Origin of the sequence: Streptomyces sp. NPDC002133 (assembly GCF_040296405.1) — a bacterium.
Lineage (GTDB): Bacteria > Actinomycetota > Actinomycetes > Streptomycetales > Streptomycetaceae > Streptomyces.
The window spans coordinates 82,627-96,193 of the sequence record NZ_JBEOXF010000017.1; the positions used below are offsets into that span (position 1 = coordinate 82,627).

Consider the following 13,567-nt stretch of genomic DNA (forward strand, 5'->3'; position numbering starts at 1 on the left):
GGTGTCCCTTCCATGGGTGGGGGGAATTGCGGGGATTACCGCGCCTCCAGACGGAGGACGCGGCCTTCTCCGGCGACGAGGTCGAGCGGCCGGGTGCCGGAGAAAGTCCGAAGGTCGACGCGGAGGGTGCGGCTCGGTCTCAACACGGCGGTGACGCTGTCGGGCGTCCAGCTGAGGTCGAGCTCGGCCCCGAACCGGGTGCGCACCCCGCGGAGTTGGCCTGTGGGGAGGGCGGCCGGCAGCGCGGGGAGGAGGACGAGGCGGTCGGGCGTCGACTGGACGAGCATCTCGATCAGTACGGCGGGCAGGGCATGGGCGGCGTCGGCGTTGTAGACGTCGCGCTTCGGGTAGTGCGCGCTCATCAAGGAGGCGTGGTAGAAGTCGCCGTTCAGGACATACGTGAGCGCCCGCGCGACCCGCTCGCCGTCCCGGAGCCGGGCCGCGATCAGAGCGCGGTGGAGGTGGCCGTGCGCGGAGTCGTTCTCGGCGCCGCGCAGTGCGAGGGCCCGGTGGGCCGCCTCGGCCAGGTCGGGGGTGTCGTACGGGTTGATCTCGTCGAGCGGCCAGACGCCGTAGAGGTGGCTGAGGTGGCGGTGGTCGTAGCTGTCCTGCACGCCCGGCCAGGCCCATTCGGCGAGGGCGCCGTCGGCGTTGACGCGGTGCGGTGGGAGGCGGTCGGCCAGGGCGCGCCAGCGGTCGGCGTGCTCCGGGTGGTGGTCGGCGGCCGTGCGCAGGGCGTGCCGAGCCGCCGAGAGGTCCATGGCCGCGTTGATCGCGCCCCAGCTCGCGTTCGCGGGCCGGTTCTCCGGCGAGTAGGAAGGGACGACGACCAGGTGGCCGTCGGCATCCCTCCGGGTGAGGAAGTCCTCGTAGAAGAGGGCGACTTCGGCGAGCGCGGCGGCGGTGCGCGGGTCGCGCTCACCGCGCGTCTCGTCGTGGTCGACGAGGGGTTTGAGCAACCAGTCGGCGCCGGCGGTCCACAGATGCAGGGGGTATTCGCGGGAGAAGTGGTACGTGTACCCGGACTCGCCGTCGGTGTGAGTGGGCGCGACGACGCCGCGGGCCCCGAAGATCGCGCGGGCGTTGTCCCGCCAGTGCGGAAGCTGCCGGTGGATCAGGGCGGCGTGGGCCTCGGTGACCTCGGGGAGCGCGGCGGCAGCGGCGGACGCCGTCTGGAGGTTGAGGTTGGCGTTCGTGGTGAACGCGCCGGACCATGCGGTGTTCCAGTCGCCGGTCCACAGGCCGGTCAGGCGGGGCGGGAGCAGACCGGAGGCGGACAGGAGGTGGTAGCGGCCGGCGGCGAAAAGGCGTTCGAGGAGGGCCGGGCTCTGGGGGCGTCGGAGCAGCTCGGAGCCGGGGAGGGCGCGATCGGCCGGGTCGGCGGCGAGGTCGAGGGTGACGCGCTGGTAAGCGGTGCGGTGCAGGGGCAGGTGGCGGTCGAGGAGGTCGTCGTACCCGGCGAGCAGATCGCGCAGGGCGCGGCCCTCCGTGACGACGTCCAACTCACCGGTGTGCCGGCGCACCCGGGTCAGCAGCAGGACGGCTTGGGCGCCCTCGATGTGCACGCCGGGGGGCTCGAGCGTCGTCCTGCCGCCCGTGACGGCGACCAAGGTGATGCCGGTGTAGGCGCGGTCGCTGTCCGGGTAGCGGGCGCGCAGGCTGAGCAGTGCGCCCTCGGGCACGAGGACGGTTCCATGGCCGACGCCCAGCGCGGCGGGGACGCCGGGGAGCTGGTGATCCAGGGAGACGTCGAGGGTGAGGGCCGGGGCGGTGACGTGCTGCACGATCACGTCGTCGGCGCGGGAGACGAAGACGCGGCTGCTGAATTCGCCGCGGGCCGCCCGCACGACGCCGGTGGCGAAGTCGACGTCGCGCCGGTAGCCGTGTCTGTCGCCGGACGGCCGCCGCAGCCGCACCTGGAAGGCGGGATGGAACGGCTGCACCCATTGGAACGGGCGGCCGTCGGTGAAGCCCTCGGCGGCGGCCGGGTCGCCGCCGAGCAACCGGGTCTGAAGGACGGGGAGTTCGGTGGCGAGCTGCGGTGGCCGGGCGTGTTCGCCGCCGTTGGGCCGGACGAGGGTGTGATGGGTGACGATCACACGGTCGTCGTTCGGATCCCCGAACACAAGGGCGCCGTGGTGGCCGTTGCCGGTCGGGAAAGCGTCCTCCCAGCGGGCGGCGGGGGCGGGCTCCCAGGTTCCGTGGACGGGCCCGGTCATGGTGCGGCCTCCAGTACGGCGACTCCGTAACGGCCCAGCTGCACGCCGTCGGTGACGTGCGCTCCCGTCAGCAGGTCGCGGTGGCGGCCGGGTACCGGGACGGTGACGGCGTCGCGCCCATGGTTGAGCAGGAACAGCAGCCCTCCCCGGCGTACGGCCTCCACGCGCGCCGGGAGTCCGGTGAGGGTCGGTCCTGCGCCCGCGTCGGCGGCGATGCCGGCGAGCAGCGTGCGCAGGGCGTGCGGCTCGGGGAGGGTGGAGACGTACCAGGCACGGCCGTTGCGCAGGACGGCGGGGAGACCGTCGAGTTCGCCGCCCTTGTAGGGGGTCGTCTCCGTGATGCCCTCCGCGGCCTCGATCTCCTCGGACCACACGGTGCCGTGGAAGCCCTCGATGTCGACCGTCTCGCCCGCGTCCAGCGGCCACCACTCGTGCAGGACACGGATCCCGAACAGCCCACGCAGCCGGGCGTCCATGCCGCCGGGGCGTACGCGGTCGTCCTCGTCGGCGGTGCCGGTCTGGAAGCCGGCGACGAGGGTTCCGCCGTTCTCGACGTAGGAGGTCAGGTTGTCGATCGCCGCGTCCGTCATCACGTACAGCTGCGGGACGACGACCAGCTTGTACGCCGACAGGTCGTGCTCGGGGTGCGCGAAGTCGGCGGTGATGTGCGCCTCCCACAGGGCGCGGTGCCAGGCGCGGACGATCTGCGGGTAGTCGACTTCGCAGGAGAGCCGCCCGTCCTGCTGGCTCGCCCACCAGGCGTTCCAGTCGAGGAGTACGGCGACTTCGGGTGCGTCCACCTTCGTGCCCGGCACCTTCTCGCCCAACAGGGCGAGTTCGGCGCCGATTCGCTTGACCTCCTGGAAGGTACGGCCGTGCTCCCCCGCATGACTGACCATGCCGGAGTGGAACTTCTCCGAGCCCTGCCGGGACTGCCGCCACTGGAAGTAGCAGACGGCGTCGGCGCCGCGCGCCACTGCCTGCAGGGACCAGAGCCGGTTGAGGCCAGCGGGCTTGGGGGAGTTGACCCCGCGCCAGTTGACCGACCCGGCCGCCTGCTCCATGAGCATCCAGGGGCCGCCGCGGGCCTGCGAGCGGGTCATGTCGTGGAGCAGCGCCCCGTACTGACCGCCGAAGGGGTCGTGCGGGTCCGGGTAGCTGTCGACCGAGACCACGTCCTCCTGCTCGGCCCAGGTCCAGGCGTCCTGGCCCTGCCAGAACGGCATGAAGTTGGTCGTCACCGGGATGTGCGGGGTGTGCCGGGCGACGATGTCGCGTTCGGCGAGGTAGCACTCCAGGAGCATGTCGGAGGTGAACCGCTTGAAGTCCAGGACCTGAGTGGGGTTCTTCATGTAGTGCGCGCGGCGCGGCGGCAGGATTTCCTGCCAGTCGCCGTAGCCCTGGCTCCAGAAGGCGGTTCCCCAGGCCTCGTTGAGGGCGCCGAGCGCGCCGTACTTGTCCTGGAGCCAGCGGCGGAAGGCGGCCGCGGACTCGTCGCCCCAGTCGTAGGTGCAGTACTCGTTGTTGATGTGCCACATGGTGAGCGCGGGGTGGCCGGCGTAGCGGGCGGCGAGGTCCTCGGCGATGGCGGCGGCGTAGCGCCGGTAGGTTGCGCTGGAATGCGAGAAGTGCTGACGGGAGCCCCACCACTCGGTGCGGCCGTCCTCGTCCCGCGGGAGGGTGTCGGGGTGGAGACGGCCCATCCACGGGGGCGGCGAGGCGGTGGGGGTGGCGAGGACGACGCCGATGCCGCCCGCGTGCATCAGGTCCATGAGCCGGTCGAGCCAGCCGAATTCCCGTGCCCCAGGACGGGGTTCGAGCTTCGCCCAGGCGAACACGCCGAGGGTGACGGAGTTGACGCCGGCGTCCTTCATGAGGCGGACGTCCTCGTGCCAGGTCTCCTCGGGCCACTGCTCGGGGTTGTAGTCGCCGCCGAAGAGGAGACGGCCGCGGGCGGCGTCGGCGAGGGAGGGCTTGTCGGTCGCTGCCATCAGATGAGCTCCCCGCACTGGATCCCGCGCCCGTTGGTGGCCAGGTACACCCGCCCGTACACGCGCGGGTCGCCGATGATGACCTCGCCGGTCCAGCCCCACTGGTGGGCGTCGTCGTTGATCCGCACCCAGGTCCTGGCCTCGTCGTCGGAGCGGTACACGGCGGTGATGTTCTCGGTGGCGCCGACCTGGTAGATCGCCGGGTAGTCGGCGCCGTCGGCGGCCTTGCCGAAGCCGAGGGTGTACGAGGCCCAGCAACTGTCGACCTTTGTGAAGGTGACGCCGCCGTCGGTGGACCGGTGGAGCCCGTTCCACTTGACACTCAGCCATAGGTCGCCGGACCGCCCCGGCGCCGCGACCAGCTTGAACTGGCTGTCGCCGGAGGGCAGACCGGTCGTACGGGCCGTGAAGGAAAGGCCACTGTCAGTGCTGGCGTACAGCGTTCCCGTGTCGGAGTCGTACGCGTAGAAGAGCGCCGGGTCGGCCGGGTCGGCGACCGGAGTGGCGCCCTTCGGGAAGGAGGAGACCTCGGACCAGGTCGCGCCGTTGTCGGCGGAGCGATGTGCCGCGTGCTTCGTGCCGTCCCAGTGCACGAAGGACCACAGCAGCACGCTGCCGTCGGTGTTGGTGGCGACCGGCCCCGGTGCGCTCTTGGCGATGTCGGGCTGGGCCTTGAAGGGCGCCCAGGTCTGCCCGCCGTCGTTCGAGTAGGCACCGTTGCCGTGATCGCCCCAGCCGGTGCGCGCGACGTACGCCGGCCTGCCCGCGGCCTGCGCGAGTCCCGTCGCCGACCCGAACACGGGGTTCGTCGCCATGCCGCGCGACGGAGACGCCGTGAGCCGCTCGTGGTACATCACGCCGATGTCCCGCGAACCGCTGAGCAGGTGCGCTTCCCCGACCGGGGGCGAGACCAGCTGGACCACGGACGCCTCCTCCAGGCCGCGGATCTGCGGGGCCCAGTTCTTCAGGTCCCGCGTGCCGTAGAGGGTGGCGCCGGTCCCGTGGACGATGTGCTTCGAGTCGTACGGGTCTACGGCGAGCGCCTGGATCCACCAGCCGAACTTGGGCTGGTCTGCACCCCACTTGAGGAAAGGAGTCTCGGACACGTCGAGGACAGCGGAGTCCTTGAGGGAGCTCCAGGTGCGCCCGCCGTCTGTGGACCGGTAGAGCGTGTCGACGGCGGCCCACCGGTTGTTCGTGGACACGGCGACGGTGCCGGGGCAGCGGGCGTCGACGGCGACGCCGCCGTAGCCGAAGCTGTCGGTGGAGCCGTCGGGAGTGGTCCCGCCCGGCTTCACCGGCGTGACATCGGTCCACTTGCCGTTGCTGGTGGCCAACTTGTGCACGCTGCCGTCGGACTGGCCGTTGGGCCCGGGTGCATTGGCGTACGTCACATACAGCGCCCCGGTGTCACGGTCGTAGGCGGCGCGGATCGGGACCTTGGCGGAGGTGCCGGTGGGTTGACCGGGGACGGGGCGCCAGGTTTTGCCGTCGGTGGTGCGGTAGAGGTTGACGGAGCCTGTGGTGCCGTCGGCGTCACCCCAGCCGGCGTAGACGGCCCGCCCGGCGGCGACGAGGAGGGTGACACCCTGTCCGGAGGGGCTGGGGTTCGCGGGGAATCCGGTGGCGGGCACCCAGGAGGCGCCCCGGTCGGTGGACTTGAGCAGTCCGTCGTGCCGGGTGCCGAGCCACAGCGTGTCACTGTCCCGCGGATCCACGAGCAGCCGCTCGCCGGTCCCCCGGCCGTCCTCGTTGGCGCCGAGCTTCACGGTGAGGTCGGTGCGGGTCCAGGTGGCGCCGCGGTCCTCGGAACGGAGGACGGCTCCGTTGCCGGCCCAGGGCTGGGAGTAGGTGCCGAGGGCGAGGTAGAGGCGGTCGGGGTACGCGGGGTCGACGGCCATCGCCTCCGCCCCGAGGAGGTTCCAGTCGTCCCAGCCGAGGTGATCGGTGAGCGGGGTCCAGCGCGCGGCGCCGTCGTCCCACCGGTAGGCACCCCCGATGTCCGTGCGCGCATAGGCGAGGCCGCGCACGGAGGGGTGGAAGAGGACGCCGGTGATGAATCCGGTGCCGCCGATGACGGCGTTGCGCCAGCGGTAGGCGGGCGCGGACGTGGCCGTGGCCGTGGGCTCCGCGGCTGCTGCGCGCCCCGGGAGGGACGGGACGGCAGCGAGCGCGGCGGTGGCGGTCCCGGCGAGGACGGCTCGTCTGCTCAGGCGGGTCGTGCTCATGGCTTACCTCGACTTTGCGCGAGAGGGGACGTGGGAAACCAGGGGTACGGGGCTGTATCGATATGCGGCTCCGCCGCGTGGGCGCGACCGGCCACGGACAACCCGCAGCCGGGAGCCGACCGCGGCCTCCACGGGCTTCAGCCCTTGACGGCGCCCGTGAGCATGCCCTTCTTGAAGTGCCGCTGGACGAGGGGGGATGCGATCGCGACGGGGATCAGGGCAAGGACCACGACCGCCATCTGCAGCCCCAGGGCGGAGAGTTGACCGGTGCGGACCGCCTGCTGGAGGCCGGTCGGCGCCTCGGTGTTCTTCTGGACCAGTTGGATGAGCACGTTCTGCAGCGGCATCATCTGCTGGTCGGTGAGGTAGATCGAGGCGTTGAACCAGGCGCTCCAGTACCCGACCGCGTAGAACAGGGAGATGACGGCCAGCACCGCCCGCGACAGCGGCATGATGATGGTCAGCAGGATGCGCAGGTCGCCGGCCCCGTCGATGCGGGCGGACTCGGTGAGTTCGGGGGAGATCCCCATGAAGAAGGCCCGCAGGACGAGGATGTTGAAGACACTGACCGCGCTGGGCAGGATCAGGGACAGATAGGTGTCGGTGAGGCCGAGCGACTGCACCAGAAGGTACGTCGGGATGAGGCCGGCCCCGAAGAACATGGTCGCCATCATGGTCATCAGCAGGAACCGGTGGCCCAGACTGCCCGGCCGGGACAGGCCGTAGGCCGCGAGCACCGACACCGTCATCGAGAACAGTGTGCCGAAGAGCGTGACGCCGACCGAGACCATGATAGCCCGGCTGACCTGGCCGCCGCTGAGCAGCTCCGTGTAGTTGACGAAGGTGATGCCCTGGGGGATCACGACGAGGCCGCCGACCCGGTCGATCACGGGTTTGGGAGAGAGGCTGGTGACGATCACGATCCACAGCGGACCGAGCACTCCCAGGCAGCAGAGCGCGAGGAGGCCGCCTTTCGCGGTGAGTCCGGTCCTGCTGGGCTGCTCCTCCCACACGGGGCGGGCGGGAGCCTTGAGGCTGCGGATGAGCTGCGTGTTGAGGCTCACTTCTGGTACACCCCCTGCTCGCCGAGCAGGTGCGCGAACTTGTTCGCGCCCACGACGAGGCACACTCCGATGACTCCCTTGACGAGGCCGACCGCGGCCGCGTAGCTGAAGTCGCCGTTCTGGATACCCATGTTCCACACGTATGTGTCGAGGACCTCGCTGGCCCCCACGCCGACCGCGTCCCGCTGGAGCAGGAACTGCTCGAATCCGACGCTCAGCGCGTCGCCCACCCGCAGGACCAGCAGCAGCGCGATCACCGGGCGTAGCGCGGGCAGCGTCACGTGCCACATGCGCCGCCAGCGCCCCGCACCGTCCATGGCGGCGGCCTCGTACAGATCGGTGCTCACCGCGGCCAGCGCGGCGAGGAAGACGATGATCCCCCAGCCGGCGTCCTTCCATACGGCCTGCGCGGTGACCAGGTACTTGAAGAGGCTCGCGTCGGTCATCAGGTCGAAGCCGCTCCACCCATGGTCCTCGAGGGTCTGCGCGATGATGCCCGCGCCGCCGAAGACCTGCTGGAACACGGTGACCACGAGGACCCACGAGAAGAAGTGCGGCAGATACATGATCGCCTGCGCCACGGCCCGGACCCGGGGCCGGATCACGCTGTTGATGAGCAGCGCGAGGGCGATGGGGATCGGGAAGAACAGCACCAGTTGGAGCACGAACAGGACGATCGTGTTCTGCGCGGCGTCCCAGAACAGCGGGTCGTCGATCATCCGCGAGAACTGCTCCACCCCGACCCAGGGGCTGTGGAAGATCGCCGTGATGCCGTTGCTGGAGACGTACGGGTCGTAGTCCTGGAAGGCGACGACGTTGCCGAGCAGCGGGACGTAGTTGAAGAGCAGGAGCAGAACGATGACGGGCAACGTCATCAGGATGAGCGTGCGGTCGCGGCGCAGCCGGATCCGCAAGGGGACCTTGCCCGCCTTGCTCGCCTTGCCCGCCTTGCCCGCCTTGCCCGCCTTGCGCGGCACCCGGTCCTTCGCCACCGCGGTGGCGACCGCGGCCATCGGTTCCTCGATGGCCGCGGGGGAACGAGTCCCGTCGGGCCTGCTCCCGGCCGTGAGAGACATCAGTTGCCGCTGCCGTTCTTGTCGAGAAGCTGCTTGTACCAGTCACGCAGCTTGTCGCCGCCGGAGGACTTCCAGGTGGAGATAGCTGCCTGCACGTCGGACAGCTTCTTGTTGCCGCGCACGTAGTCGATCTCCAGCTGCTCGAACTGACTGGAGAGGTTCGCGTAGCGGGACGGCTCCACGATGTTCATGCCGTACGTGGACGTCTTCTTTATGAAGGCGCCCATCCGCTGCTGCCACTCGACCTGCTTGCGGGCGATGTCCGGGAAGTCGGGGTGGGCGTAGTAGGCGGCCGGTGCGGCCAGCATCACCCAGGCGTTGATCACCTCGGTGTTGCCCTGGTCGGTCTTGACCGGGACACCGTCCTTGACCGTGTAGTGGGTGCCCTCGACGCCGTAGTCGACGAGCATCCGCTCCTTGGTGCCGTAGGGCGCGGCCGAGAAGTTGGCGGCGGCCAGCGCGTTCTCCACGGTCCTCTTCGAGGCGCCCTTGCGGATCAGCGACCAGATGGTGGCGGGCTGGGAAGCGTACAGGGTCGGGTCACCGCCGTCGGCGCCGAAGATGTCCATACCGTCGATCTCGAAGTCCGGGTTGGACTGGGCCTGTTCGGCGGTCTTGCCGTACCAGTGGGAGACGTCGTTGTTGAAGACCAGGATTTGCCCGGCGGTGAACCGCTGGCCCGCGTCGCCCGAGCGCGCCTTGTCGTCGGGATGGACTACGCCCGCGTCGAACAGCTTGCGGGTCCACTCCAGGGCCTCGAGGTACTCGGGCTGCTCGATGCGGTACGTCAGCTTGCCGTCGGCCCCGATGTTCCAGCCGAGCGTCCCGGAAGGGCGGACGCCGAAGATGCCGGCGGAGGTCCAGGACATGTCGCCGCAGGCGTAGACCTTGGCCTTGGCGCTGGTGACGTCCTTGGCCCAGCTGATGAACTCTTCGGGCGACTTGGGTACGGCGTAGCCCTTCTTGTCGAAGATGTCCTTGCGGTAGTAGGGCACGATGAAGTTCGCGGTGGCGGAGGGCATCGGTATGCCGCGCAGCGCGCCGCCGAAGATGCCCATGCGCCAGGCGTCGGAGGGGATCGCGGCCAGGTTCGGGTACTTCTTCACCTTGTCGCCGGCCAGGTAGGGGCCGAGCTCCATGAACTTCGCGGTGACCGCGTTCGAGATCTTGCCGACCAGTTCCCAATTGGGCACGACCACCATGTCGGGTATGGAGCTGGAGGCGAGGACGGCGCCGAGCTTCTGGCCGTAGGTGTTGCCGTCCTGGTTCTGCCAGGTGATCTTGGTGCCCGCCGCGGCGTCGAGTGCTGTGTAGTAGGCGCATCCGGGCTTCGGCGGGGCACCCCAGAACGGGGACATGACCTTGAGGGGGGCGCCGGTGCCGAGCTTGTCCGGGACCGAGGTGGAGAGGGCCGAGAGGTCGACCTTGCCGGTGTATCCGGCCGCCGAACCGTTCTTCGACGGAAGGTCCGGCTTGGCGTGCGTGCTGGCGACGTACGTCGGGAGCAGCTTGTCCGCGGCCTTGCCCGACGTGGTCCCCTCGCGCGAGCCGCTGTCCGAATCGCTGCAGGCGGCGAGGAGCGGCACCCCACCGGCCACCGCTGCAGCGGCGACCGCCGTGGAGGCGAGGAAGCTTCTCCGGCTCGGGGCGGAGGAGGCGGAAGCGGCGTTCGGCGTCATTGCGTCAACCCTTCGTGGCGCACCAGGACACCCGGCGGTGGGGCCGTCGGCTGCGGTGTCTTGAGTGGAACTGGCTGAGCCGAAGCGGTTCCCTTCGGTCCTCGGGGGACTGCGCCGGGACAACAGCGCCGCCGGCGGCAGGTCCCCCAGTCGAAGCGCTTCGATGTTGCTGCGAGGTTAAGTGAACCAAGGGAGGCACACAAGAGTCGGTTTCCATGTTCCTCATCCCTTCGGGGATCCGTGCCCGTCGCCCATAAGACCCATTGCCTGCCGAGTTGTTGCCGTGACATGTCTTGACACTCACCACTCCACGACCAGAGCATCGAAGCGCTTCAACACATCCGCCCTGGCCCGGCCGCCCGTACCCCCAGCTCCCCCACCACCGTCAACGCCGCTCACCGCGCTCCACCGCGCTCTACCGCAAGGGGATTCCCACGTGACCGCACATCCGCCGCCCTTCCGCGATCCGCATCTGCCGTTCGACGAGCGCGTGGACGATCTGCTGGCTCGGCTCACACTCGACGAGCGGATCGCGATGCTGCACCAGTTCGCCCCCGCCGTGGAGCGGCTGGACGTCGCCGCGTTCCGCACCGGGCAGGAGGCGTTGCACGGCGTGGCCTGGATGGGTCCGGCGACCGTGTTCCCGCAGGCGGTGGGGTTGGGCGCGACCTGGAACGACGACCTCGTACGCAGGGTCGGCGAGGCGGTGTCCACCGAGGCGCGCGCCATGCGCGCCCGTGATGACCGGGTCGGACTTAACGTCTGGTCCCCCACGGTGAATCTGCTGCGCCATCCCCTGTGGGGCCGGGGCGAGGAAGGCTACTCCGAGGACCCGAAGCTGACTTCGGCCATCGCGACCGCCTACACCCGTGGCCTGCGCGGCGATCACCCCACGTACTGGCGCACCGCCCCCGTGCTCAAGCACTGGCTCGCCCACAACAACGAGACGGACCGCGACACTTCGTCCTCGTCGGTCCGCCCGCGCGTGCTGCACGAGTACGACCTGCGCGCCTTCCGCGAGACGGTCGAGGCAGGTGCGGTCGCCGGGGTGATGCCCGCGTACAACCTGGTCAACGGCCGCCCCAACCACGTGTCGCCGTACCTGCGTGAGCATCTGCGCGCCTGGACGGAACGCGAGCTGCTGGTCTGTTCGGACGCAGGCGCGCCGTCCAACCTGGTCGACTCCGAGCACTACTTCGACACGCACGAAGAGGCGATCGCGGCGGCGCTGGCGGCCGGAGTGGACAGCTTCACCGACTACGGCACGGACAGTTCGACGATCGTGGCGCGGGTGCGTGGCGCGCTGGAGCGCGGACTGCTGTCCGCGGCCGACATCGACACGGCGGTACGCCGCCAGCTGTCGGTCCGTTTCTCGCTCGGCGAGTTCGATCCGGGGCTCGACCCGTACGCCGGCACCAAGGACTTCGACACCCCGGCCCACCGCGCCCTCGCCCAGGAGGCCGCCGAGCAGGCAGTCGTCCTGCTCAAGAACGACGGCCTGCTGCCCCTGCCCGCCGGCGCCCGGGTCGCCGTGGTCGGCCTGCTCGCCGACGAGTGCAAGCTCGACTGGTACAGCGGCACGCTGCTGCACCGCTCGACCCCTTTGCAGGGCCTGTGCGAGCGGTTCGGCGCCGACCGCGTGACCTTCGCGGAAGGCGTGGACCGCGTACGCCTGAGGACCTCGTCCGGTACGTACCTGGCGGTCCCCGAGGCCGCAGGGACGGCCGACGAGGTACGCGGCGCGGAGGGCGCCCTGGACCCGGCGCTGCTCGCGGGTCGCACGGACCTGCCGCCGCTGACCGCCGACGCCACCGGGACCGAACTCTCGCTGATCGACTGGGGCGACGGCGTGCTCACGCTGCGCGCCGCCGGCAGCCGCTATCTCTCGGTCGCCGAGGACGGTTTCGTCCGCGCCGCCGCCGACCAGCCCGGCGGCTGGATCGTCCAGGAGACGTTCCGCCTCGAATCGCACGAGACCCACGACAGCGGCCACCTCCTCAAGCACATCGGCACGGGCCGGTACGTCTCTGTCGCCGCCGACGGCGTGAAGGTCGCCGCGGATGACCCCGCGGACGCGGAAGTCTTCGACGTGATGGTCACCGAGCGCGGCGAGGAAGAGGTGAGCCGCGCGGCGGACGCGGCGGACGTGGTGATCGTGGTCGCGGGCAACGACCCGCACATCAACGGCCGCGAGACCGAGGACCGCACGACCCTGCGCCTCCCCACCCACCAGGAGCGCCTGCTCCGCGCCGCCCGCGCCGCGAACCCGCGCACGGCGCTCACCCTCGTCTCCGCCTACCCGTACGCCGTCGGTCACGAGGACCTCCCGGCCCTGCTGTGGTCCGCGCACGGCGGCCAGGCGGCGGGCACGGCACTCGCCCGCGTGCTGGCCGGCGACGTCTCCCCGGCCGGTCGGCTGCCGCAGACCTGGTACGCCTCGGACGACGACCTGCCGGACCTCCTGGACTACGACGTGATCGGCGGCCGCCAGACGTATCTGTACTTCGAGGGCACCCCGCTCTTCCCCTTCGGCCACGGCTTGTCGTATACGTCCTTTGCGTACGGGAACCTTGCGGTTCGCCGTGACGGAGAACTGCTCCGCATCTCCTTCACCGTCACCAACACGGGTGACGTCCCCGCCGATGAGGTCGCCCAGCTCTACACCCGGGCCGTCGATCCCGCGATCCCCCGCCCGCGCCGCCAACTGGCCGCGTACCGCCGCGTCCACCTGACGCCCGGCGCCTCGGCGGAACTGAGCTTCGAACTCCCCGTCGCGGGACTCGGGTTCTGGGATGTCGCCCACAGCCACTGGTGGGTCGAGCCGGGCCCGTACGAACTGCTGGCGGGGGCGTCCAGCGCGGATATCCGGCTGCGCGAGACCCTCCGGATCGACGGCCCCGCGGCGGGCCCGCGCCCCGTCGTCGAGCGCGGGCTGGAGGCCGCCGACTACGACGACCACCTCGCCACCACCATCGTCGACCGCAGCAGGACGTCGGGCGACGCGGTGACACCGGCGGACGGCAAGGTGGGCGAACTCGTCTTTCGCCGCTGCGACTTCGGCGACGGTGTCACGGGCGTGTCCGTCGAGGCGGCCGGCGCGGGCACGGTCGAGCTGAGCCTGCCCGGGGGACCGGTCCTCGCCTCGCTCGACGTCACTGTGACCGGCGGCCCGTACGAGTACACCACCGTCCGCGCCGAGTTCGCGGCCACCGGCGTGCGGGACCTGCGGATCGGGCTGCGCGGCCCCTTGCGGCTCGCACATGTCGGCTTCTCCGGCTGAGGTTTTGGAAGGGGCCCGGCACCGGACGCA

General features: G+C 70.6%; 7 protein-coding genes. 1 reads left to right on the forward strand and 6 read right to left on the reverse strand.

Translation table 11 applies throughout. The features are described 5' to 3' along the window. Positions 1-35: 35 nt before the first annotated feature. The 6 genes from ABT078_RS18990 to ABT078_RS19015 form a co-directional block, all read right to left on the reverse strand. A complete protein-coding gene (locus tag ABT078_RS18990; RefSeq protein ID WP_351229075.1) occupies positions 36-2,219 on the reverse strand; it encodes a glycosyl hydrolase family 95 catalytic domain-containing protein in 2,184 nt (727 codons plus the stop codon). Beyond that, positions 2,216-4,210 carry a beta-galactosidase gene (locus tag ABT078_RS18995; RefSeq protein WP_351229077.1) on the reverse strand — a complete coding sequence of 665 codons (1,995 nt, stop codon included), beginning with the start codon at positions 4,208-4,210 and terminating at the stop codon, positions 2,216-2,218. Before ABT078_RS18995 ends, ABT078_RS18990 begins: the two co-directional genes overlap by 4 nt. Beyond that, complete coding sequence (locus ABT078_RS19000) at positions 4,210-6,438, reverse strand: 1,4-beta-glucanase (RefSeq protein WP_351229079.1); 2,229 nt, start codon at positions 6,436-6,438, stop codon at positions 4,210-4,212. The genes ABT078_RS18995 and ABT078_RS19000 overlap by 1 nt, the downstream gene beginning before the upstream one ends. Before the next feature lie 137 nt (positions 6,439-6,575). Beyond that, positions 6,576-7,502: a carbohydrate ABC transporter permease gene (locus ABT078_RS19005; RefSeq protein WP_351229081.1), complete on the reverse strand. Its 927-nt coding sequence runs from the start codon at positions 7,500-7,502 to the stop codon at positions 6,576-6,578. Further along, positions 7,499-8,578 (reverse strand): ABC transporter permease, encoded by a 1,080-nt coding sequence (locus ABT078_RS19010; protein WP_351229083.1) that lies wholly within the window; start codon positions 8,576-8,578, stop codon positions 7,499-7,501. Before ABT078_RS19010 ends, ABT078_RS19005 begins: the two co-directional genes overlap by 4 nt. Continuing rightward, positions 8,578-10,257: an extracellular solute-binding protein gene (locus ABT078_RS19015; protein WP_351229085.1), complete on the reverse strand. Its 1,680-nt coding sequence runs from the start codon at positions 10,255-10,257 to the stop codon at positions 8,578-8,580. Before ABT078_RS19015 ends, ABT078_RS19010 begins: the two co-directional genes overlap by 1 nt. A gap of 436 nt (positions 10,258-10,693) precedes the next feature. Here ABT078_RS19015 and ABT078_RS19020 point away from each other — a divergent pair, with 436 nt between their 5' ends. Continuing rightward, entirely contained in the window at positions 10,694-13,537 is a 2,844-nt protein-coding gene (locus tag ABT078_RS19020) for a glycoside hydrolase family 3 C-terminal domain-containing protein (protein WP_351229087.1), read from the forward strand. The last annotated feature ends 30 nt before the right edge of the window (positions 13,538-13,567 follow it).